Source organism: Dyadobacter sp. HNCC25DJ184, assembly GCF_056895215.1.
Window position 1 is genome coordinate 510,382 of sequence record NZ_JBXHAQ010000001.1, and the last position, 25,394, is coordinate 535,775.

The 25,394-nt window shown below is 43.0% G+C and carries 15 protein-coding genes; 8 read left to right on the top strand and 7 right to left on the bottom strand.

The features are described 5' to 3' along the window. Positions 1 to 270 precede the first annotated feature (270 nt). The gene (locus tag AC1XUD_RS01975) at positions 271 to 1,131 is read right to left on the bottom strand and encodes a hypothetical protein (RefSeq protein WP_483359261.1); all 861 of its coding nucleotides are present in this window, start codon (positions 1,129 to 1,131) and stop codon (positions 271 to 273) included. Between the two features lie 679 nt (positions 1,132 to 1,810). On the opposite strand from AC1XUD_RS01975, the gene AC1XUD_RS01980 reads away from it, so the two are divergent. From AC1XUD_RS01980 to AC1XUD_RS02005, 6 genes are all read left to right on the top strand, one after another. Continuing rightward, positions 1,811 to 2,083: a hypothetical protein gene (locus AC1XUD_RS01980; protein ID WP_483359262.1), complete on the top strand. Its 273-nt coding sequence runs from the start codon at positions 1,811 to 1,813 to the stop codon at positions 2,081 to 2,083. Between the two features lie 29 nt (positions 2,084 to 2,112). After that, entirely contained in the window at positions 2,113 to 3,183 is a 1,071-nt protein-coding gene (locus AC1XUD_RS01985; RefSeq protein WP_483359263.1) for a sterol desaturase family protein, read from the top strand. An 81-nt stretch (positions 3,184 to 3,264) separates the two neighbouring features. After that, positions 3,265 to 4,896, top strand: a complete 1,632-nt coding sequence (locus tag AC1XUD_RS01990) for an arylsulfatase (protein ID WP_483359264.1) — start codon at positions 3,265 to 3,267, stop codon at positions 4,894 to 4,896. Between the two features lie 90 nt (positions 4,897 to 4,986). Further along, complete coding sequence (locus tag AC1XUD_RS01995) at positions 4,987 to 8,046, top strand: SusC/RagA family TonB-linked outer membrane protein (RefSeq protein ID WP_483359265.1); 3,060 nt, start codon at positions 4,987 to 4,989, stop codon at positions 8,044 to 8,046. Positions 8,047 to 8,109: 63 nt separating this feature from the next. Beyond that, complete coding sequence (locus AC1XUD_RS02000; protein WP_483359266.1) at positions 8,110 to 9,678, top strand: RagB/SusD family nutrient uptake outer membrane protein; 1,569 nt, start codon at positions 8,110 to 8,112, stop codon at positions 9,676 to 9,678. A gap of 193 nt (positions 9,679 to 9,871) precedes the next feature. Then, a complete protein-coding gene (locus AC1XUD_RS02005; protein ID WP_483359267.1) occupies positions 9,872 to 12,181 on the top strand; it encodes an arylsulfatase in 2,310 nt (769 codons plus the stop codon). A gap of 74 nt (positions 12,182 to 12,255) precedes the next feature. Here AC1XUD_RS02005 and AC1XUD_RS02010 read toward each other — a convergent pair whose 3' ends face one another. Next, positions 12,256 to 13,173: a helix-turn-helix domain-containing protein gene (locus AC1XUD_RS02010; protein ID WP_483359268.1), complete on the bottom strand. Its 918-nt coding sequence runs from the start codon at positions 13,171 to 13,173 to the stop codon at positions 12,256 to 12,258. A gap of 63 nt (positions 13,174 to 13,236) precedes the next feature. Further along, positions 13,237 to 14,247, bottom strand: coding sequence for an aldo/keto reductase (locus AC1XUD_RS02015; protein WP_483359269.1), 1,011 nt, complete (start codon positions 14,245 to 14,247; stop codon positions 13,237 to 13,239). Between the two features lie 310 nt (positions 14,248 to 14,557). Between AC1XUD_RS02015 and AC1XUD_RS02020 the strand changes: the two genes are divergently transcribed. Both AC1XUD_RS02020 and AC1XUD_RS02025 read left to right on the top strand, forming a co-directional pair. Beyond that, positions 14,558 to 16,366, top strand: coding sequence for a sulfatase-like hydrolase/transferase (locus AC1XUD_RS02020; RefSeq protein WP_483359270.1), 1,809 nt, complete (start codon positions 14,558 to 14,560; stop codon positions 16,364 to 16,366). 62 nt (positions 16,367 to 16,428) lie between these two features. Then, positions 16,429 to 17,961: a sulfatase family protein gene (locus AC1XUD_RS02025; RefSeq protein WP_483359271.1), complete on the top strand. Its 1,533-nt coding sequence runs from the start codon at positions 16,429 to 16,431 to the stop codon at positions 17,959 to 17,961. 85 nt (positions 17,962 to 18,046) lie between these two features. Here the strand turns inward: AC1XUD_RS02025 and carB are convergent, their stop codons facing one another. From carB to AC1XUD_RS02045, 4 genes are all read right to left on the bottom strand, one after another. Continuing rightward, on the bottom strand, positions 18,047 to 20,890 hold the full coding sequence (gene carB, locus AC1XUD_RS02030; RefSeq protein WP_483359272.1) for a carbamoyl-phosphate synthase large subunit: 2,844 nt from the start codon (positions 20,888 to 20,890) through the stop codon (positions 18,047 to 18,049). 220 nt (positions 20,891 to 21,110) lie between these two features. After that, positions 21,111 to 22,832: a BamA/TamA family outer membrane protein gene (locus tag AC1XUD_RS02035; protein WP_483359273.1), complete on the bottom strand. Its 1,722-nt coding sequence runs from the start codon at positions 22,830 to 22,832 to the stop codon at positions 21,111 to 21,113. Between the two features lie 232 nt (positions 22,833 to 23,064). Continuing rightward, positions 23,065 to 24,750 carry a hypothetical protein gene (locus AC1XUD_RS02040; protein WP_483359274.1) on the bottom strand — a complete coding sequence of 562 codons (1,686 nt, stop codon included), beginning with the start codon at positions 24,748 to 24,750 and terminating at the stop codon, positions 23,065 to 23,067. Between the two features lie 109 nt (positions 24,751 to 24,859). After that, a complete protein-coding gene (locus AC1XUD_RS02045; RefSeq protein WP_483359275.1) occupies positions 24,860 to 25,390 on the bottom strand; it encodes an NADH-quinone oxidoreductase subunit C in 531 nt (176 codons plus the stop codon). Positions 25,391 to 25,394: the final 4 nt, after the last annotated feature.

Consider the following 25,394-nt stretch of genomic DNA (forward strand, 5'->3'; position numbering starts at 1 on the left):
AGGCATATATTGTTGGTAATAGGTCACGGATGAGATTTATAATAGACCCCACTTGGAAATGGAACAAATAAGAGGAGAGCGAAATTCCATTTTGAAGGTGAATAGTTACTGAAAATCAGGGAGGCTTTTTATGGATAAAAAGTGTTGTGTTTCTGTTTAACTGGTTGAATACCAGTATAATTATATTTTACCATTAATTCAGAAACATTAAGTCTTGATTCTCTTAATTCCTTATTGGGTTTTAAAGACAGCAACAATTCTAAGACCAGTCTATTGAAATACCTTATATATCGATTTAGCAATAAAGGGAGCTGCGGCGTCCCGGCATGGAGCAAAACTTGGCCAGTCGTTAAGATCGATAATCTTAAAATTTCCTTCTTCATCCACAATCGCGTCGCCGCCATAAATGCGTACACCCACGGCCAATGCTGCCGCGTTTGCTGTCTCTTTTAGCTGGTGCTCACTGAATTCATGATGCTCCACACCGCCGTTAATTGACTCATATTCGGAGTATTTATGATGCTTATAGTCGTAAGGGTAAAACCAGAAAAAGAAATTAGTATTCAATACACCATAAAATTTTACCAGATCGCCCGTCAAGTGTTCGGATATCAGCGCATCTTCAATCCCGCGCAGCCCGTATTCCCTTAATATCTCGTGGCCTTCCTGTTTGCTGCTTACAAAAGTCACGTCCTCACGATGCATTGCATGAAAATCTCCTCTCTTTATCCAGAAACGATTATCCGGAAAGCCGTCAAAAACACCCGAGTCATTGTAGAATGTAGAAACAACCATACTTCTGGGAACAGGTATATTGTTGTTTTCGAGCGCCTTTTGCATATTAATCCGATAAGAATTTTCAATGCTGAAGCCGGAGTTGATAACTTTTGCACCCCGATATTGAAGCGATTGCAATTTTTTGACGACCTGCTTTTGACGGGCCATCGTGATAATATTGTTGAAATTATTGTAGTCGTGTTCAAAGAAATCATCCTCGTCGACCAACTTTACCATGCAGCCTAGCTCTTCGAGTTTGGTGATAGTCAGTGCAAATATAATTTCGTCGTTCCCGATGTGGTTGGGCGAGTATTTCTTGTTTCGGCTCACTGCCAGTATTTCAGTTTTTTTCATCTGTTGCCAATAAATCTTAGTATCTTGACTTTTACAAGTGGTTACATCAAAAAGGCTGTTCGCCTAATTTATAATATAACTTTTATATGCCAATTGGAGGATTGCAGTTTATAATATAAGTTATTAAATAAATGTTTTAAATGCTTGTTTAAATGTAATATAAATTTTTTTACCGAAGGTTCTTTAATTCATAAAATCTTCCGAAAATGACTGTTCACTCCCTTGTAATGGCATTTTCATACTAGACCTAATATCGAATATTACCTGTCGCAAAAGTCTGTAATAGCGATTGCAAAACCAAAAAATGTTAAACTAATTTTTTAAACAGGTGTTTAAATCGGCCGGGTCCGAGCACGGAACATAAGTTTTGAAAAGAAATTTGCCGACTTTCTTGTTATTATGAAAATTAGAAATTTACTTTGTCTATATATTTAATAGACTAATCTTCGAACCACCCGAAGTGAAGTGTAAATCAGAAGCTCATTTTATATGAAGACTGTAAATTTACTTTGCTCAAAAAAATCTTATCGGCATAGCCGGGTGGTACATCCTGTCATTTCCCATGCATTCACACGAATGCGTTGCTGTTGCTGACCTTCAATTCTCATAACGAAATTCAATAATTGCATCATGCAATGGTATTCCCGTAGGACGGCTTGCCGGAATACCTGGATCATCGGTGGTTGGCGATTTAGATTTCCGGGAATGCAGCCTCGGGAATACCATTGCTGGTGCAATCAAATATTTTGACGTCGTATATTATACAACGGTAGCGCTGCTTTGTGCTAAAAACGGCTTTTTTAAAATATCATTCAATATTAAAGGTGTACTAATGACAGTCTCAGACTTTGCATTGCTTGCCAGGAAAATAGCAGTCGGGATTTTTCTTACTGCCTTGCCTTTTGTGCTTATTGCCGGTGGCTTATGGTTGCTCACGAACCTATTGAAATAGTCCATAATTGCTTCAAAATCAATAAAATAATGAAAGTTGAACAAAACCTTACCCATCGGATAACTCGAGACGCGACGATCAGCGTGTTTCTGTACCTGGCACCTATTCTGCTGATGTTCGGAGCCTTTTACATCACTGGTTATAAGCCCTGGAGCGGAGCCAACGAATTCCCATTCAGAGTTCCTCAGTTTTTGGAGGCGGTTTTTAAGAATCTCAGTTCCTGGGGATTAACAGCAATTGTTCTTGCAATCGGCGTGGCTGAACTAGCTGCAGGCTTGTATGAAAACAAGTTTACGAAAAACGAAAACCTGCTGAATATAGCCTGTTTTGTTATTCCGAAAATCGTTATCAAGCCAGCCGTAACGTACTATACTTTGCTGCTGTTACCAGCAATACTTCCGGGTCAAAAGGATATCTTTTCATGGGTTCCTTTCTGGTGGGCATTCGCGATCATCGCCGTTGCCGACGATTTGACGCAATATTGGTATCATCGTTTGCATCATCAATTGCCTTGGCTGTGGCGTTTTCACCGCACACATCACAGCGCACCTTATATGGGAATGGCCATGGCGAGTCGCCAGAATATCATTTACACGATTTTTTTCTCACAAACATACCTGACTGCTGCACTGACTTTCGTTGGCCTGGGATATGCGGCTTTGTTTGTGAAGGTAATAAAATCGCTGATTGTAACAGGTGCTCACTCCAGCATTCCGTGGGACAAACCTTTTTACAAATACAAAGTGCTGCATCCGGTGGCATGGGTATTGGAGAGGTTAATATCCACACCAGCAACCCATTACGCCCACCATGCGGATACATTTGACGATGGAGTAGGGTATTACAAAGGGAATTTTGGAAATATGTTTTTTCTCTGGGATATCATTTTCGGTACCGGTATTATCACCAGAAAATATCCATCGAGCTTCGGGATTAAGCATTATATGGAGGAAGAATGGTATGCGCAGTTTTTGTGGCCAATATTCAAATCCAGAAAAGAAGGAAGCGAGCTTTCAGCCGACGGACCGATGGTAGGAGATGCTCCCGCAGAGCCAAAACCTATTGAACAATTGGTATTGAAAACAGAGCATGCCGTCTGATATTTCTTAGGGGTATTGCATTAAGAATAGCCTGACCGAAAGAAATTTCGGACAGGAGAGTCATGGGTTAACCTTATCAAAATGAAGAATATCTTAGGGATCATTTTTGTATCCTCACTCCTGTTACCTGCATTTGCGCAAAAAAGTAAAGTCAGTAAGACGGCAACCAAAAAGCCTAACATCCTCTTAATCATGGCAGACGACCTTGGTTTTTCGGATATAGGGAGTTACGGCTCGGAAATTTCGACGCCGAATCTCGATAAATTGGCGAACAGCGGAATCCGCTTCCGGCAGTTTTACAACAACGCCATATGCGCTCCAACGAGAGGCTCCCTGCTCACTGGTCAATATCAGCATACCTCGGGGATCGGATATTTCAATATCAATCTGGGAACACCTAATTATCAGGGATTTCTGAGCAAGCAAACGGTGACACTGGCCGAAGTTCTGAAAGGCGCAGGATATAACACGCTTTTATCGGGTAAATGGCACGTTGGCGATGACAGCCTATCTCAGTGGCCGTTGAAAAGAGGTTTCGACCATTTTTATGGAATCATTGGCGGGGCAAGCGACTACTTTGTTGTAAAGCAACTTCCTAAAAATAGACGCAGCTTCTTCGTTCGCGATAACCATATCGAAGAGCCTGAGAATGAGGATAGTTTTTACTTTACAGATGAGGTTACGAAAAATGCAATCGGATATTTGAAAGATAGTCAGAAAACAGAAAATCCTTTTTTCTTATATCTGGCCTATACTTCGCCGCACTGGCCGCTTCAGGCGCTTCCTCAGGATATACAAAAGTATAAAGGCAAATATGATATTGGCTGGGATTCGTTGAGAACGCTGCGATTTGAAAAGCAAAAGCAACTTAAAATCGTTGGTGAAAATCAAAAGATCAGTGTCAAAAATAATAACATCCCAGCGTGGAACAGCCTTACTTACGATGAGCAAAAACTATGGGCAAGCAAAATGGAGGTATATGCAGCTCAGGTAGACAACCTCGATCAGAATATCGGACGGGTGCTGGAATATCTCCGTGAGAGTAATCAGCTGGATAATACTTTGGTTGTTTTTATCTCAGACAATGGTGCAGCGGGTGAAGATGTGGCGCACGGTTTTGGAGGAAGACAGGCAAGAAACTGGGGGCCTGTAGGAACGGCCGGATCTTATGATTCTTACACCCGTAGCTGGGCATATGCTTCAAACACGCCACATAAATCTTTTAAAGGTTTTCAATATGAAGGTGGTATCAGCAGTCCGTTTATTGCGGCTTTTCCAGGCAGGATTGAAGCGGGGCAGTTGGTTGACGGTGGTGCGCATTTAATTGATATCGCTCCCACTTTGTTCGAAGTTGCCGGAGCCAAATATCCTCAAAATTATGCCGGTCAGAACATTCATCCGCTGGCAGGTGAGAGCCTGGTGCCTTTGTTGTGCAAAAAGGAATGGAAGCGTTCGCAACCGATTTTTTGGGAAAGGGCTGGAAATAAGGCGGTTCGGCAAGGCGACTGGAAGTTGGTATCTGTTCGCAGCGACGCCTGGGAGCTGTATAACATAGCAACCGACCGCGGTGAAACCCAGAATGTAATATCGGCGAATCCCGAAATAGCAGCTTCTCTCGAAAAACTGTACAGCGATTGGGCTAAAAAAGTAGGCGTAGCAGACTGGAAAGTGATTGGAAAAGGAAAAGGGTTTGAAGCAAGTTTCAACCCGTAGTGTCATATTGCGTATAATGTAAATCGTTACTCGGGTAGGCACACGCTCGGCCCAGATTAAATCGGAATATTTATTTAACATCAAATTAGAATGGTCAGAAAGAAATTTTACCTGATATGGTTATTAGGTGTGTTGCTCCTTGCATACACGACGGCTGAGGCCCAAGACGTGATTAAAGGAGTGGTTAGGGATGAAAGCGGACAGGGTTTGCCTGGCGCGACGGTGGTAGAGAAGGGAAGTAGTAAGTATGCTCTTACGGATCTCGATGGAAATTTCTCGATCCCGGCAGCCAAGGAATATCCGTTCACTCTGCAGATCAATATTACTGGTTTTCAACAGCAGGAAATCGATATTTATGAACTGAGCGCTGAGAAAATTGAGATCGTTTTGAAAACTTCCAACTTGCTGGACGAAGTAGTCGTGATAGGTTATGGAGAGCAAAAAAGGAAGGATATTACAGGATCGGTGGCCTCAGTTCCAACTGAAATTAAGAGCCAACCGGTCGCTTCTGTCGAGCGTTTGCTTCAGGGGTCTGTTGCAGGTGCGGTTGTGACACAAACTTCGGGTCAGCCAGGTGGTGGTGTCAGCGTGCAGATTCGCGGAAATAATTCCATTACGGCAGGAAGTGATCCGTTGTATGTAGTGGACGGCTTTCCGATCAATAATGATTACAGCGTATCCGATGCCGGAGTAACCAACGGTTCACAGATCAACCCGTTGTCTTCCATCAATACTGCTGATATTGAGAATATTGACATCTTAAAAGATGCTTCGGCAACGGCTATATATGGCTCGCGTGGCGCGAACGGAGTTGTAATTATCACAACAAAAAGTGGTTCGAAAAATAAATCTTCAATAAACTACGACGCGTATTACGGTAGCCAGGAGGTGATCAGAACTTTGCCACTACTGAACGCCGCCGAGTGGTGGGATTTGAGAAAAGATGCTGCTAAGAACTCTGGAAAAACGGTATCCATTCCGTCAGTACAAGGTTATTCTCTTGATACCACCGGCGTTGGAACGGATTGGCAGGCAGTAGCTTTCAGAAAAGCGTCGCTCCAAAGTCACAATATCTCCATTCTTTCGGGATCAGACAAAACGCGTCTTGCGATTTCAGGTAATTACTTCAAACAGAACGGTATATTGCAAAATACTGACTTCAGAAGATATGCTGCCCGCATTAATCTGGACCATAATTACAGCAATCGTTTCCGGATTTTTACCAGTATCAACGCCAGCAATACGAAAGCAAATGTTGCCCCTGCCGCTATCGTTGGTAACCTATTGCTCACGCCTCCTTCTTTGCCGATTTATCAGGATAATGGTACTTATGTGATCAATAGCCCGTTTGAGTCAGCTTTGCAAAACCCGATCAACTCGCTATATAACCAGTTGAATGAGTCGATCACCAACCGCTTTTTGGGAAATGCATATGGAGAATATACCATTCTGGAAGGTTTGAAAGCGAAGATTCTGGTGGGTGCTGACATAGTCGGTAACAAGCAAAACAGATATTTGCCAAGTACCACAGCAGAAGGGCAGGCTTTGAGTGGAAATGCAATCGTAGGTTCGGTATTTACTACCAACTGGCTGAACGAGAACACTTTGAGTTATGACAAAGAATTGAATGAAAAAAACCGCATTAACGCAATCGTTGGTTTTACAGCACAACATTCCATTTCAAAATATACCATTGCAGAAGCTGCAGGTTTTGCAACTGACGCCTTTGAATATAATAACCTTGGAACTGGTATCACAAGCGTAGCGCCCCGTTCTAATGCCAGCGAATGGTCTCTGGCTTCCTATTTGGGTCGCATTAACTATGTTTTTGATGATCGTTATCTTTTCACTTTTACACTTCGTGCAGATGGATCGTCTCGCTTTGGAGCAGGTAACAAATGGGGTTACTTCCCATCAGCTGCTGTCGGCTGGAATTTGAGCAATGAAAAATTCTTTCAGCAGTTCAAAAAAATCAGTTTGTTTAAATTGAGAATAAGCGCAGGGTCGACTGGTAATCAGAGTATTCCACCATATCAATCCTTATCGCAGCTGGCATATTACCGCTATAACTTCTCCAATACCTCTGTCTCAGGATACGCGCCGAACTCGGTTCCGAATCCTAACTTAGGCTGGGAAAAAACCTTTCAGGTTAATGCTGGTATTGATATCGGTTTGTTCAAAAACAGGATCAGTATTGTTGCGGATTATTATTACAAAAAAACCACAGATCTGTTGCTCACCCGCACAGTTCCAGGTACTTCCGGTTTATCGGATTTCTATAATGGACAGGCTTCTACGATATACCAGAATATTGGCGCAGTGTCGAACCAGGGAGTTGAATTATACATAAACTCGCAAAACCTGACTGGCGGTTTTAAGTGGAATACTACTTTTATCATTGCTAAAAACACCAACAAAATCCTTGATTTGGGAGAAGGCGTTTCGCAGATCATTCCTTCCATATCAGCTCCATCCATTGCAAAAGTTGGGTATCCCCTGGGATCTTTCATCGTCTATCAGACAGACGGCATTATCCAGAGCGGGGAAGCTCCTCTTACCCCGCAGGCAAACAAAAGTCCGGGTGGTCAGAAGTACAAGGATATTAACGGCGACGGCGTGATCACGCAAGCCGGTGACCGCGTGGTGATCAAAAATCAACCTGCGTTCACGACTGGTTTAACAAACACTTTCAGCTATAAAGGATTTGATTTGACGGTATTCCTGCAGGCATCTATCGGAGGTAAACTATACAATGCCAACAGAGCGAATCTTGAATTGAACACTGGATATACCAACGCCTCCAGGGAAGCACTTGACCGCTGGACTCCAACTCATACGGATACTCAGGTAAAAGCTGCTTACCAGGACCCTGCGATCACTATTTCTGACCGCTTCATAGAGAGTGCAACTTATGGTCGGTTGAAAAACCTTTCTTTTGGATATGCACTGCCAAAGTCATTATTGTCCAAAATCAAAATCGATCAATTGCGGGTATATGTTTCTGCGCAAAACCTGATCACTTGGACCAACTACACAGGCTACGATCCTGAGGTAAGTTTGAACGGTCAGTCTTTGATTAATAAAGGTGTAGATCAGGGAGTCTATCCAAATAACAAATCATTACAAGCAGGGCTTTCGCTCAGTTTCTAACCGAACAGTATCATGAGATTATTACCATGGAACTTAACCGGTTCCGCTTCAAAAATAAGACAGATGAAAAGTTTCAAATACCTATTGTTGCTTGGCCTGACGGCGGGACTAGGCTCGTGCGATGATTTTCTGACCGAAAAACCGGAATCATTTCTTTCAGAAGATCAGTATTACAAAACGCAAACCGATGCAATTAACGCGGTGAATGCGGTGTATTTCTTCCTTAATTCAGGGGGATCAAGTATTCAAACTCCGTACAATACTTTGTTCAACACTGGTATGAATATGGCTGGCGACGACGAAGATCCGGGGCCTGGAGCCACCAACCCAGACGTTCGTTCACTGGCGGTTTTAGCGCACTCGTCGACCAACTTGCGGATTTATGAAATTTGGCAACAGCATTACGCGGCGATTAAAAAAGCCAACGTGGCGCTTGAAAAGCTTCCGGACATTCAATTTGACGACGCCTTGAAACAACGTTTGTTGGGCGAAACCAAGTTTTTGAGAGCGTTGTATTATTTCAATCTGGTTCGTTTATACGGAGAAGTGCCGTTAATTCTTGAATATCAGAAGTTTGTGGATGCACAGTCATATGCCATTGCTAAATCAACACAAGCGGAAATTTATACGCAAATCGAAAAGGATTTGAACGAAGCAGCGGCCATTTTGCCTGCAACCTATGCGTCACCAGACGTTGGAAGGGCGACTTCAGGAGCCGCGAAGGCACTTTTGGCGAAGGTATATCTGACGCAGGCTTCTCTGCCGTTACGTATTGATGCACAATATCAAAAGGCAGTTGCCAAAGCGGAAGAGGTACTTTCTTCAATTGACGGAGGAACCGGCAACTACGGTTATGATCTGAATGCCGATTATGCGCAGGTCTTTTTACCAGCAAACAAGAACAATAAGGAGCATATCTTCTCGGCTCAGTTTAAGGCCAATTCATTGAACCAGGGAAACAACGAAAACCCTCGTGCAATACTTTCGGGGGTACCGGGGCTTAGCGGAAACTACGCGCATATGGTTCGGTTTTATACCAAAGGTGACGATAAGTTTTTCAGTGTCTATAAGTTGTACAGTGCAGGCGACAAGCGTCGTGATGTCACTTTTGTAAGAAACTTCACAAGTCCTACAAACGGTCGCAAATATGGTTTGCCAATTGCCAATACAGCTGTTCCGGGAGATTCGACTCCGTTCTGGCATAAATGGTGGGACCCGGCTACAACTGCGGTAACCAGCCAATCGGCGGCCAACGTTTCGATTATTCGCTATGCGGAACTGTTGCTTATTCATGCTGAGGCTGAAAATGAAGCAAACGGTCCTACTGAAAAAGCATATAAATCATTAAACAGGGTGCGACTGAGAGCTGGTTTGCCTGCACTGGAAGCTGGATTGACCAAAGATCAGTTCAGAGAGGCAGTATATCTAGATCGCCGTTTGGAGCTTACCTACGAATACCAGAGATGGTTTGACCTGATCCGGCAACGCGACGCAGCTGGAAAATCGACCTTCGTAGCGAACCTTCAATTGGTGGGTAAAACAAACGCAGCAGAAAAGCATCGCTTTTTTCCGTTACCGCAATCTGAAATTGACAACAACAACTTACTGGTTCAGAATCCAGACTGGAAGTAGAAATTAATTAAGTACTGTGCGCAATTTGATTTGAACCATTAAGAAGTTTAGGTCATCAAAACCTTAATGTTCTTAACTTCTTAATGGTTAAGTGAATTATAACCGATTTATAATCAAACACATAAATAAATTTTTGATCGGTTTACAAACAAACTGGAGTACAATATCTGGCTATTAAAATTTAAATAAGTTAATGATGAAAAATTTAACTTTTCCGGTAAAACCTCTCGCTTTTGCGGCACTCGCCTGGCTGGGAACAAGTTTGGGTGCAGAAGCTCAATATACTCCGACGCAAGCCTATAAAGGTAAAATCGGTAAAACGGTCAAAGAAACGCAGGAAGCATGGCCCGAAAAAAAGACAGCCCCCAAAGGAGCGCCTAATGTGGTTTGGATTCTGTTAGACGATATTGGATATGGAGCGATCAGTGCTTTCGGTGGTTTAATCAACACTCCGACACTTGAAAATCTGGCCAATAATGGTTTGAGATATACCAATTTTCACACCACAGCTATATGCGCACCTACTCGTGCAGCATTCCTGACCGGCCGAAATTCGCACTCCGCCCACATGGGTTTGTTTCCTGAAACTGCCATTGGTACTCCAGGATATGATGCCCAAATTCCTTTTGAAAAAGGAACTGTGGCCGAGATTTTGAAAGAAAATGGCTACAATACTTTTGCACTCGGGAAATGGCATATCACGCCACTCGCAGACCTGACACCTGCCGGACCATTTAACAGATGGCCAACGGGACGTGGATTTGAACAATTTTATGGATTTCCGTCAAGAGGAAGTATAGACCAGTGGCATCCCGAACTTTGGGAAGGAATTCAGCGCGTGAAGGATGAGCAGGATGGAGAGCATTTCAACAATAAGATCGCCGATCGTGCGATCAGTTATGTATCGGGACAAAAGTCTGGTAATCCCGATAAACCTTTCTTTTTGTATATCGCAACCGGAGCTGGTCACGCACCGCATCAGGTAGCGCCAGAGTGGTCTGCAAAATACAAAGGAAAGTTTGACGAGGGTTGGGATGCATATCGCGAGAAGGTTTTAGCTAATCAGATCAAATTGGGTGTTGTTCCAAAAAATACCGCTTTGCCTCCGAGAAATCCTGGGGTAAAGGAATGGGCTTCGCTTTCCGCTGACGAGAAAAAGCTATATGCCCGTTTCATGGAAACCTATGCAGGATTTCTGGAATATACTGATTATGAGATCGGTCGGGTGATTGACCATTTGAAAGAATCCGGTCAGCTGGACAATACTCTGATATTCGTTTCGGTGGGCGACAATGGTGCCAGCAAGGAAGGAACTTTCGTGGGGACGGTGAACAACTACGGGGCGGGCATAACCGAGGAAGAACGGTTGAAAAAGAATATTGAAAATATAGACCTGATCGGGACTGAATTCTCAAAAGTGAATTACCCGCTCGGCTGGTCAGCTGCAACGAATGTTCCTTTCCGTCACTGGAAACAGGATGCTAATTCAGAAGGTGGAACGCACAATCCGCTCATCGTTTTTTATCCGAAAGGTATCAAGGAGAAGGGTGGAGTTCGCAACCAATACAGCCATATAGTTGATATTTTGCCAACTACTTTGGAGCTGATCGGTGCAAAAGTACCGGAGTCGATTAATGGGTATAAGCAGGATCCGATTGAAGGAACCAGTCTTGCATACAGCTTGAACGACGCGGCGGCAAAAGATCGCCATTTGGTTCAATATTATGAGATCAGGGGATCGCGGTCGATATATAAGGATGGCTGGAAAGCCGGCTCTTTACATGTTAAAGGTCAGCAGTTTAGCGAAGATAAATGGGAGTTGTACAATCTGAAATCCGAATTCAATGAGATAACAGATCTCGCAGCTCAGAATCCCGATAAATTGAAGGAACTGAAAGCATTGTTTGACAGCGAAGCAACGAAATACAATGTATTTCCATTGAAGGACGGAACGGAGCCATTCGTATTGCCAACTGCCTATAAGGATATTGACCGGGTGGTATTGTATCCGGGCCAGTCGACTATTGTGGACGTAGGTGGTCCGTTTGCTGTGAAAAGATCTTTCAGTCTGATCGCGGATGTCGAATTGGATGGAGTGCAAACCGAAGGGGTAGTGCTTTCACGGGGTGGTTTCGAAGGCGGACTTAGCTTCTTTGTCCAAAATCACAAACTGAATCTTGTATATGCTGTAGGCGACGGGACGAAATATGTGATTTCTTCCGACAGGGCAACCTTGCCATCAGGGAAGGTTCAGTTGCGCGCAGACGTGGCATATCAGCAAAATGGCACCGGTTTGGTAAGCCTTTTTGCCAATAACATTAAAATTGGGGAGTCAAAACTGGAAAAAACAACTGGTGCTGTTTACCTCCATGAGGGTGTGAACGTCGGGTTCGACGACCTGACGCCTGTTGCAGACTCGTATAAGGTTCCATATGCGTTCACTGGGAAAATCCACAAAGTAGTGATTGACTATAGTGGTTTACAACAAGCGTCATTGAGGTAAAGCTTAAAAACTAGTTTGATAGGGTTATTTTAAAATCCCGCTTGCTCGATCAGGCGGGATTTTTTTTCTGAAAATCAATTAAATGAATGCCGGAATTCCAGAGGCGACAGGTTGGTTTTGCTCTTGAAAAGTTTGCTAAAAGACTGCGGATATTCAAACCCAAGCTGATATGCAATTTCGCCGACAGACAAATTGGTAGTAGCCAAAATCTCTTTTGCTTTGTCGATCAGCTTGTTATGGATATGTTGTTGCGTATTCTGCCCAGTCAGATTCCGAAGCATATCACTCAGATAGTTCGCCGAAACATTAAGCCGACCTGATATATACTGAACGGACGGTAGTCCATGTTCTCGAACTTCTTCGCCATTGAAATACTCGGATAGTATATTTTCGAGATTTGTAACCAAATCGTTGTTGGCATTTCGCCGGGTAATAAACTGGCGATTGTAAAACCGATTTGAATAATTAAGAAGCAGATCAATATGAGAGACGATGACATCCTGGCTGTAAGTGTCTATGGATGAACGATATTCCTGCTCAATATTCTTCATGATAGACGTGACCATATTTTCCTCTTTTTCAGAAAGATGCAATGCTTCGTTGGCTGCGTACGAAAAGAAACCATAGTTTTTGATGGCCTTTCCTAATGGATAATTTTGAATAAAATCGGGATGGAATACCAGACACCAACCCGAAGGTGGGCTATCCAAACTGATATCAGCCAAAAACTGATTCGGTGATAAAAAAGACATGACGCCCTCGTCAAAATCATAATAATGCTGACCATATCTGACTTTGCTCGAGCAGCCCTTTTTGATTGCGATGCAATACAGGTTGAACATGATTCTCGAAAATTGCGGATCCGTGTTGTAACGCACATCCTCAAAATTGAATACGCTCACCAACGGATGTTGAGGTTTTGGCAAAGAAAGGATCCGATGCTGTTCGGAAACGGCATTAACGAAATAGGGTAGTTGCTGATCTTTTTTCATCTCGAGAAGTTTAACAAAATCAAAGGAGGTCGTCGTTCCCGGCAACCTCCTTTGTTTCAATATCTATTGGTCGATCGTTGCCATAATACCCGGATCGTATCGGTCGCCTGTTATCGTGCCTAATGGCACAATCGATTCCAGTCTTTCCAATTCATCGGCAGATAAAATAATTTCAGTAGCGGATATATTTTGCTCTACATATTTTATTCTTCCTGTTCCAGGAATTGGTAATATTCCTTTTGAAATTATCCATGCCAAAGCTAATTGAGATATGGTTATATCTTTCTCAATTGCTATTTGGTTAATTTCATTAACCAATTCTATATTTTTATAAAATTGTTCTCCCTGAAATTTAGGAATACTTCTTCTAAAATCGTCGGCTGGGAAATCATCTGGTGATTTAAGTTCTCCATTCAGAAATCCTCTTCCCAAAGGTGAATATGCTACGAATCCGATACCCAATTCTTTCATGGTATCCAATATTCCAGCCTCTTCCACGCTTCTTTCAAACAAGGAATATTCTGTCTGAACAGCCGTCAAAGGATGCACAGCATGCGCTCGGCGAATGGTTTCAGATGACACTTCCGATAATCCGATATACCCCACCTTTCCTTCTTTTACTAACTCACCCATCGCACCCACGGTCTCTTCAATTGGTGTGCTCGGATCCAATCTGTGGAGGTAATATAAGTCAATATAATCGGTACCCAGGTTTTTTAAAGAGCGTTCAACGGCTTTTTTGACATACTCTTTTTGTCCGTTAATTTTCCATGTAAGTTGCTCATTGTCATCTATTTCAAACCCGAATTTTGTGGCGATTGCATACTGGTCCCTGTTGCCCTTGATTGCTTTTGCAATTAATCTTTCGTTGTGCAGCGGTCCGTATAAATCGGCAGTATCCAAAAAGTTTCCACCCAATTCCAGCGAACGGTGGATGGTTGCGATAGACTCGGCTTCGTTCGCCCGACCATATATGTCTGCTCCGGCGATTTGAGTCATACCCATACATCCAAGCCCAATCGCTGGCACTTCCAGTCCCTGTCTTCCCAGTTTAATTTTCTTTATGTTACTCATTTTTCAGTTTTTAATTTTTTACAGAACAAAGGTCGGAAATGGGCGGGGAGAAAAAGTATCCAAAATACTTTTTGTTGTATCCAAAATGCGGACCTGCGAAGAGGATTGTATAGGTATTGCCAATTTGAAATTGAAGTGGTAGACTACGAATAGGTACATTTTTTTACTTTGAATATAGCGCACAATTATCTATTTTGTCAATTAAAATTTCCATCAAAACTTATTAAAATTTTAGCAAATATTTGTCTTATATTTTAAATATTTGGGGGGCTAATTAGTCAATAAATTAAATCTTAAAGGAGTGCTATTTATGAAAAAAATATTTCTGCTTTTTGCCTTGGTAATATTTGGCTTTCAGGTTTTTGGTCAGGACAAACCCAATATTTTGTGGATTGTGAGCGAGGATAATATACCTATGCTCGGCTGTTACGGAGATAAATTTGCCACCACCCCAAATTTGGACTCATTTGCTGCACAGGGTATTTTATATGAAAATGCTTTTTCAACAGCACCCGTCTGCGCACCTTCCCGTCATACGCTGATTACAGGGATGTATCCTCCATCAATGGGTACTGAGCATATGCGCAGTACATATCCTGTTCCTGATTATATTAAGTTCTTTCCCAGGTACTTACGTGAAGCTGGTTACTACACAGCCAACAATTCGAAAAAGGATTACAATACAGTGGATCAGCTTGAAACGTGGGATGAGTCGAGCAACAAGGCCACTTATAAAAATCGCAAAGCCGGCCAGCCCTTCTTCGCAGTTTTCAACTTAAATGTGACGCATGAAAGCTCTCTGTTTGAGCCGGTTAAGACATTAAAACACGATCCTGCAAATGTTACCTTGCCTCCATATCATCCGGATACCCCTGAAATGCGCCATGATTGGGCACAATATTATGATAAGGTACAGGATATGGACGGACAGTTTGCAGCGTTACTCGCAGAGTTGAAAGCCGAAGGTTTAGCTGAAAATACCATCGTATTCTATTACAGCGACAATGGCGGAGTATTGGCTCGAAGCAAAAGATTTATGTACGAATCAGGGCTTCATGTGCCGTTAATCGTTCATTTACCTAAAAAATATGAGCATTTATCCACCCTCAAACCTGGTTCAAGAACAGACAGATTGGTCACGTTTTTAGATTTCGCACCAACTATTTTAAGTATGGTTGGTCTGAAAGTACCAGATTATATGCAGGGTAGAGCCTTTTTGGGCTCGCAGCAAAAGCCCGAAAATCAGTATGTATTTGGATTTCGCGGCCGTATGGACGAGCGAATTGATATGTCGCGGTCAGTGCGGGACAAGAAATTCAGGTATATCAGAAACTATCTGCCGCACAAAATATACGGGCAATATCTCGAATACCTCTGGCGGGCACCTTCGGTTCCTTCATGGGAAAATGCGTATAAATCTGGTAAGCTGAACGACACACAATCCGCTTTTTGGCGGGAGAAACCGGCAGAAGAGCTGTTTAATATTAATGCAGATCCATATAACATCCATAACCTGGCGACCGATCCGAAGTACGCCGCCGAGCTGGCGAGATTAAGAAAAGCCAACAAAGACTGGATCGCTAAATCGGTAGATGTTGGTTTTATTCCGGAGGCTATTTTATCAGAAATTTCAGCCAAAATACCTTTGAGAGCCTACGCGCAGACGAAAGATTATCATTTCCAGGAGATATATGAAACCGCTGATTTAGCGTCGTCTCGAAATCCAGCATATACCAAAGATTTGATCAAAAGGCTCGCCAGCCAGGATGCGGTGGTAAGATATTGGGCGGCAACAGGTTTACAGATTTTAAAGGCAGGCGAGGGGGAAAAGGCTTTGACAACTGCACTAAATGATACTGAACCGGCGGTTCGGATAGCTGCCGCGGAAGCACTTTATTATATTGGTGAAAAGCAGGTGGCAGTTAAGAAATTGATTGAAAATCTGAGCGTTACGAACTCAGCTGCACGCGTCCAGGCGATTAATGCGCTTGACAATATTGGAAAAGATGCGCTGTCGGCGTTGGACATTATAAAAACTTTGATCAAAACAGAGCCAGGTATGCTGGATTATGACTCCCGTGCAGCAAAGGCTTTTGTTGACCGAATAGATAAAAAATAGACGGATAGTTCTTTAAAAATCAGAGCCATCCATCTGCCTAAAATTTTGTAAACGTCCAGAACATGTTCCGAATCCATATCAAACTTACCCTTTGCATTATATCCGCCGGTTTTGCAGCAGTTACCATTTTTGGTTTCAAGTCGCAACGTGCTGAAAACGAGGATCAACGAGCGACTAACAGACCTAACATTATTTATATCCTGGCGGATGATATGGGATATGGAGATGTTAAATATCTCAATCCAAAGGCACAACTGCAGACGCCAAATCTGGATAAACTGGCAGGAGAGGGAATGGTATTTACGGATGCTCATTCCGGTTCTGCGGTCTGTACGCCGACACGATATGGGATTATTACAGGACGATATGCCTTTCGTTCGCGTTTAAAAAAGGGAGTTTTGGGAGGATATTCACCTGCTTTAGTTGAAGATAGCCGATTTACGGTCGCCGATTTGTTGAAATCTGCTGGCTATCAGACCGCTGTGATAGGGAAGTGGCACCTCGGATTGGATTGGGTGAAGCAAGATGCTTCAAAAAATATTGACCCCGAGGTTTATAACAATTGGGAGGTGACAGAAAATCTGAACATCGCGGAGGGCGTCACAAAAGGACCTAACGATCTGGGTTTTGATTTCAGCTATATAATTCCGGCGTCACTGGATATAGCGCCCTATATATACCTTCGAAATGGAAAACCGGTCGACGATAACCTCTTTGAATTACAAGGAGTGAAAGAGCCAAGAGGGGTTTTCTATCGCACAGGTCAAGCTTCTAAAAGTTTTGATATTGACCATACACTTCAGAATTTCGGCCAACAGGCTCAGGCTTTTCTGATAGAGAAAAGCAAAACTGATAAGCCATTTTTCTTGTATTTGCCTCTATCCAGTCCGCATACACCGTGGCTACCTTCGGACGAGTTTAAAGGGAAGTCAAAAGCAGGTATATATGGTGATTTCGTGATGCAGACGGATGCGGTTGTCGGCAGGGTCATTAAGACTTTGGATAGTTTGGGGCTGTCAGACAACACCCTCGTTATTTTTACCTCTGACAATGGAGCGGACTGGAAGCCGGGCGACAAAATATTGTTTCCGGCGCATCAGGCCAACTATATTTTCCGGGGTGAAAAGTCGGATATATGGGAAGGAGGGCATCATGTTCCATTTATCGCCAGGTGGCCGAAAGTGGTGAAGAAAGGAAGTATATCGACGCAGACAATATGCCTGACAGACCTTATGGCGACTGTTGCAGCAATCACGGAACAGAAAATACCAACAGATGCAGGGCAGGATAGCTTTAGCTTTTACACGCTATTAAAAGATGCCAGTGAAAAGAGACCTGTTCGTGAAAGTACCATTCACCACTCAATCGAAGGCATGTTTGCGATCCGAAAGGGCAAATGGAAATTTATCGATGGAAAAGGGAGCGGTGGCTGGTCTGCAAAGGGTGAGGATATTGAGCCAACGGGTCAGCTATATGATCTGGAAAAAGATCCTGTTGAAAGTAAGAACCTATACTCAGACTATCCTGAAATAGTTAAAGAATTAGCAAGGTTATTGGAAAAACAGAAAAACCAGGGATATAGCACGGATAAATAAATAGCCCTAAGGAAATTTCATAAATCAACGCCCAAAATAAAAGCAGCCTTTCGGGCTGCTTTTATAATATTAAAGGACTTGTATTTTATCGGCTCAGATAAAGATTTCTTTCGCCGTATATTTTCTGGAAAAACTCGTCCTGAAGGTCATCGATAAAGTAAATAGCTTCACCTGTCGACTTCATTTCTGGTCCCAACTCCTTATTTACATTCGGGAATTTATTGAACGAGAAGACTGGAATTTTGATCGCCCATCCTTTTTTCACCGGATTGAATGTGAAGTCTGAAACCTTGTTGACGCCCAACATCAACTTGGTTGCGTAGTTTACATATGGTTCCTGGTATGCTTTACAGATGAACGGAACAGTACGGGAGGCCCTTGGGTTTGCCTCGATCACATACACAACTCCATTTTTAACCGCAAACTGAACGTTAATCAATCCTTTTACGCTCATCGCTTTTGCGATTTTCTTGGTATGCTCTTCGATCTGGCGTACCTCATCGTCTGTCAGGTCAAAGTGAGGAAGTGCTGCGTGAGAATCTCCCGAGTGAATACCAGCTGGCTCGATATGCTCCATTACACCAATGATGTAAGAATCTTCGCCATCGCAGATTGCATCTGCTTCTGCTTCCAAAGCTCCTTCCAGGAAGTGATCCAGAAGTATATTATTGTCTGGTATATCATGAAGGATTTTCACAACATGTTGTTCCAGCTCTTTCTCGTTAATCACAATTTTCATGTTCTGTCCACCCAAAACGTAGCTTGGACGAACCAGAAGCGGGAAACCAAGATCACGCGAAACTTCTACGGCAGCGTCGGAAGTACGAACTGTCGCGAATTTCGGGAAAGGGATATCCAATTCTTCAAGAAGAGAGGAGAAACGTCCGCGATCTTCTGCCCAGTCAAGTGACAAATAGCTGGTTCCGATGATTTTGATGCCGTATTTGTCAAGTTTCTCTGCCATTTTAAGGGCAGTCTGACCTCCGAGCTGAACGATTACCCCTTCAGGTTTTTCGTGTTCAATGATATCAAACACGTGCTCCCAGAAAACGGGCTCGAAGTATAGTTTATCTGAAATATCAGGATCAGTTGAAACCGTTTCAGGGTTACAGTTGATCATAATTGTTTCATAACCAGCTTCTTTTGCCGCCAATACCCCGTGTACACAAGAGTAGTCAAACTCGATTCCCTGACCGATACGGTTTGGTCCAGATCCTAGAACAACAACTTTCTTACGGTCAGATACAATCGACTCATTATCAGGGGTTTCCTGAGAAGAGTTGAAAGTAGAATAGTAGTAAGGGGTTTTGGCCTCAAATTCGGCTGCACAAGTATCCACGCATTTATAGACACGCTTGATGCCCATTTCCTTACGCTTTTCGTAAACCTTGCTCTCTTTTGTATTGATCAGATGTGCGATCTGGCGATCAGCATATCCTTTCTGCTTGGCAGTCAGAAGTAATTCCTTTGGCAAATCTTCCAAATCAAATTTCTCGATCTGATGTTCAAGTTCGATCAGTTCTTCAATCTGGCGCAGGAACCAGGAATCGATTTTTGTAAGATTCTGGATGGTTTTGAACGACAATCCAATTTTGAATGCGTCATATATATGGAACAGACGATCCCAGCTCGGATGCGCAAGGCTATGTTTGATCGCTTCCTGATCGCGAAGCTCACGGCCATCAGCTCCCAATCCGTTACGTCGAATTTCAAGAGACTGACATGCTTTTTGAAGTGCTTCCTGGAAGTTACGTCCAATACCCATCGCTTCCCCTACAGACTTCATCTGAAGTCCTAAAGTGCGATCCGCTCCTTTAAATTTATCAAAGTTCCAACGCGGAACTTTCACGATTACATAGTCAATAGACGGCTCGAAGAAAGCCGAAGTGCTTCCTGTAATCGGGTTGATCAGCTCATCCAGATCATATCCGATCGCCATTTTAGCAGCGATTTTTGCAATTGGATATCCGGTTGCTTTCGAAGCCAAAGCCGAAGAACGAGAAACGCGTGGGTTGATTTCAATCGCAATGATCTGATCGTCAGCAGGATTAACAGAGAACTGTACGTTACAGCCACCCGCAAACTTGCCGATGCCGTCCATCATTTTGATCGACAAATCTCTCATTTGCTGATACAGGGTATCCGGCAAAGTCATTGCAGGAGCAACAGTGATACTATCTCCTGTGTGAACTCCCATCGGATCGAAGTTCTCGATAGAACAGATGATGATGAAGTTTCCTTTGGCGTCACGCAAAAGCTCAAGCTCGTATTCCTTCCAGCCCATAGCGCTTTGTTCAACTAGCACTTCGTGAACCGGGGATGCGTGCAAACCGTTGTTTAATGCTTTGTCGAAATCTTCTTCTCTTTCAACAAATCCTCCACCCGTACCGCCGAGGGTATAAGATGGGCGGATAACCAGCGGAAAACCTATCTCCTGAGCGATTTCTTTCCCTTCCAAAAACGAGCGGGCTGTACGTCCTTTCAAAACGTTCACACCCAATTCGATCATTTTCAGACGAAATTTCTCTCTGTCCTCGGTGGTTTCAATCGCTTTAATATCAACCCCGATAATGTCTACATTATATTTTTTCCAGATACCTGCTTTGTCACAGTCAATAGCAAGATTAAGGGCCGTTTGACCACCCATTGTTGGAAGAACAGCATCGATTGGCCTACCCAGCTCCTTGTGTTTCTCAAGGATTTCGATGATATACTTTTTCTCTAATGGTTTCAGATAAACATGATCAGCACTGATAGGATCTGTCATGATCGTCGCAGGATTTGAGTTGATCAACACAACCTCAATTCCTTCTTCGCGCAAAGATCGCGCTGCTTGTGAACCTGAATAGTCAAACTCGCAAGCCTGACCGATAATGATGGGACCTGAACCGATAATTAGAACGGACTTGATATTCGGATTTTTGGGCACAGTAATTGATATTTGAAGGAAAATAGAATTTTTTTGTGTTTTTGGAGACCTTTCCAACCCATCAAATTGATGGCAATTTTAGGGGTACGTCCAAAAATTCCACAAAGTTACTCCGCAGATCTCAAAAAGTGTATACCCGCTGCCATTTAAATTTTAAATTATTGCAATAATAATTTGATAAGAGCGGCTATAGTTGAAACGTGATCCATATCGAAACCATCTACTGAAGAGGCACAATAGTGGGTTGACTTATATCAAAGTCCCTGAGCCTCAGAGGAGTATTTCCCTCAATGGCAAATTTGAAAGGAGCCGAGTTGCCTGGGATATTGGGGAAAAAGCTGAAACGCAGCTGCAGTGTACTGATGACCAAACTTTCATTACGAAGCCGGAGTCCTATCCCATATCCCGCATAAACCGGGCCGTGAAAGACGGATCTGGGATGTGTATTTACCAGTCCAACATCAATAGTGGCAAAATAAGCGATCCGGAAACCGAGAATGCTTTTGTCTGAAAAGAATACTGATTCCAGTCCTATGGTAAAATTTTTCGTGCCAATTAGCTGGTCACTGTTCAGACCACGAATTCCCCGGCTTCCGCTGATATTGAGATAATCCAAGGTGTCGCGACTGAATCCGTTAGTATAATTAATATTTACAAACTGACGGAAAAAGCCTTGTCTAATAGGTATCAGGTTGCTGAAATAGTTCAGTTGAGCATGAACAACGCCCTGCTGCGCTTCACGGCTTTTAAAATAGCTGCCGTAGTTTAGAAGCGCATACATATATCCAATGTTCCAGGGCAGGTATTTACCTTTAGCAAACTGAAAACCGCTATAACCTCTTATTCCAAATTCAGTGTTTTCCTGTCCAAAAGTTACTGAGAATGAATTACCAACGGGAACGTCCTCTGTTCGTCCAAATGAATAAATCAAGACATCTCGCTTATAATTTCGGTTTGAATAGCCAAGACTGATCAGGTTTGCCCGTTTATCCCAATAATTCTTGTTGAGGTCCGCAGTGACCTCTGGTCGGTCCCTGTAGTTATAATTATTGTGGCGGTAGGCAACAACAAACCTTGAGTTTTTGGTGAAAAGTTTGTTCTCGAAAGGAAATTTAAATGCGCGGCCCATCCAGAAGTCATAATAATAGTAACTGACCCAAAAACTTTTTCCAAATTCGGGATCTTTCAAAGACCTTTTGTAAAGCCGTGACGCAATATGGCCTGCGTCGATAGAGCCTGCATATTTGGTTTCAGTGGTTAAGAAGTTCCGGTAAAAGTTAAATGATTGCTGATTCAGGTCCCGCTCATATATAAAAGTTGCCTGGCCAGTGATAAATGTCTTGCCAATGTAGGGAACAGTATATATCGTCCGAAAATGGAATCTGGGAAGGGTATCTTGGTTATCCCATTGAATACCAGTTAATTGAGAGTGGGTAGTTCCCGCTACGTTGGTATTTTCCACCTTAAAGCGGAACTTGTTGAGGCTGCTATATCCTACACCAAAGTTGAGTGACCACGCGTCCTGGATAATTACCATTACGTCGGCCATCCAGGTGGAATCTTTACGGGGGATGACCACAAACCGGGCATCGACGATTTGCCGGTTTGTACGCAAAAGACGTTCATTGTCTTTTAGTACCTTTGAACTGATTTTGTCTCCCTCTTTGAAGAGCAAAAACGATTTTCGTATAATTCCTTCCCGTGTATTGGTGTGAAGTTTCTGGCTGATGAACTGCTGACTTCGATTACCCACTCTGGCGGTGTCATAAACTGACTGCCCCATCATGTCCAGTTGCTTGATGATGATTTTGTTGATCGTCATCCCTTCGAATTCAGTGAAAGGATTTGTCTCAATGGTCTTTACTTCTGTAACCTTACCTTTGTTGTATACATCTCTGAAAAGCAGTTTGTATAAAGATTTTGATACTTTATTTTTATACATTCTGTTCTTCAGGTTTGTGTATCTCAAGCTGTCCATATTCACGGTACTGGTAGGAATTGAATCCTGGTCCTGCGCGCGAACAGCAAAGCTGATAAACAAAAGAAGAGTCAAAAATTTATACATGGTCCTTTTATACCGCAAAATCCGCGCCGTAAAGAATGAAATAAGATAACGAGATTTTTCGAACAATCCATATCAGTCCAAACGTGTAGTATTAAATAGCGTGAAAGGATTATTTTCCCGCACCAAGTAATAGTGGAATCAATTTTTCGGGCTCGCTGGGAGGTGGAGCGTCCCTGGTCAGGAATTTACCATTGGGTTTAATAATCGCATATGCTTCGCTTTCGGAAGTTCTCATTTTGAAAGATAGGATATCAATCATCTGATCAAGGGTTAAGAACAAATGTGTTCCTTCCATATGGTGTCTGATCACAAATTGTTTTACCAAATCTTCCCCGTTAATTTCAGATTGTTCTTTGCCATGCAAATAGATAAATTCCACATCAGAAGGGAGTTGCGCACGAAGGGAGGCCATATGATCCATGTTTTCCCGGCTCTTTGCATCATCGATACTCCATAAAACAAGATAAATTGTTTTGCCCGACATGGTATTAAAGACCTCGTTCAGCCACGTACCGCCCCGCGCGTTTGACTGAGCCCCCCAATAGCCTGGTACCACTTCGACCGGAATATCTCTCACTGCCCGGAAGTTTACAAACTTGCTGATATTCACGCTATCCTTTACCTCAAGATCAACAAGCTCGGCCAGGGATTTTTGAAATTGCGGGTTTGTTAGACCTTTTTGAATATGCTTACCTAGCATCAACTGGTTTTTGTATGTGTATTTGTAGAAATTCTTGGGCAGAAATCTGGCATCGAGAAATTCCGCAGCAGAATTTTGGAAGATGTCATGATACATTCTTTTTTCACGTTCAAAGTCAAACAGCGCATTTATTTCGGTCTCATTGCGTGAAAATAAAGAGCTCAGAAAGTCGATATCACTTCGGGCTGAAGTACCTTTTGCACTCAACTCCATGAGCTTTTCTCTTTCTGAGGGAGAAAGAGGTTTGATGTGATCCAAGAATAGATTGGCCATCGTTTTAACGGGAAGAGAATTCTTTTTTCCAGGTTGCTGGTAGTTTTGTTCTCTTAGAATTGCATCAGCATATTCGCCGAAACGATCGCCCAGTGTAACCTTTTGGACAGTGAGCGGCCAGGCCACCAAATTTGTTAATTCATTGACGACCGTGGTTTGGGTCTGCATATTCCTCGATAGGACGGCTTCAAGTAAGTTCTGACGCTCTTCGTCTTCGGCGATTGAATTCATCCATTGAACGAAAACTGGATCTTTTGGGATGGCGGACGACTGTCTTTCCAGAATCTGCTTCCGCCAGATAGCTCTTGAGCCGGCGGACGAAGCAGCGTCTTTGAGACTTTTGTCCCAAAATGTCTTGTAAAAATTAACACCCAGTATTTTATCCGCTTCAAACTGCTTTTTCTCTTCCTCTTTATACTGAAAATAGGCATTATTCGCCCCGGCATTCACGCCGGAGAAGTAAAATATCCTTTTTGCTTTGCCCAGGGAGTCGCCATTAAAGGTGATATTGACTTCTCCTGCAGACCCTAGAAAGGAAGTAAAGGCACGGCCACCGTAATCTACATAGATTTCTTCTTTCGAATAAATAATCGGTAATGATATTCGAAAGCTCCCGTCGGGCTGCAGGGGAGCCTGCCTGGATAGCTCGGATTGAGGAAGTAATATATTGTTTCTGGAAAATGTGACAGACGGAGCCTGTCGGTAAAGTCGTCCATTGAGATTCAGCATTTGACCTTTTATGATCAGAGAGTCGGTCTGAGCATATGAATTCAAATTACTAAGTGTGCAAAGCGCCAATAACAGGGCCAAATATTTAAACATTGTCAGGATTTTTATAGCGAAAAATAGTGAGCGTTTGCTTGCCAAACAAATTTCACTTCCTGATTTGCCCGCTGCACCTGCAGATTTAACACATGTTTATAAATCCAACCTACTCACGGCCATCCATCTGTGGACTGCCGTCCCCATAACGAACATAAATTCCGTGGTATTTTTCTTGAGCATGGTAATCTTTTCGAAGCGGATGCCCTTCCCAATCTTCCGGCAAAAGGATTCGTCGCAGATCGGGATTGCCCTCAAACCGGATTCCCAAGAGGTCATATGCTTCTCTTTCATGCCATTCCGCTGTTTTCCAGATATGGCTCACCGAAGGGACGACTGGCAAATCATGACCTTCCGGATTCCTCGGAAAAATCGTTTTTAATGTCAGATCAAGGTGATATGGAATGGATCTGAGATTGTATATCACCTCCATCGTCGCCAGACCCGGGCCGTTATCTATTGCGGTGATACAAGCTAGAAAATCAAAGAAAAGCCGGTTGTCGGTATACAAAAACTGGCAAATCTCAGCGACTTGTTCCGTCTGAATTTCAATAAACGGCTGAATTGCCTTGTTGTTTGAATCGACTATTCCTTCCGGGAAGGCGTCAATCAATATTTCATGTATATCGTCAAAAGTCATATCG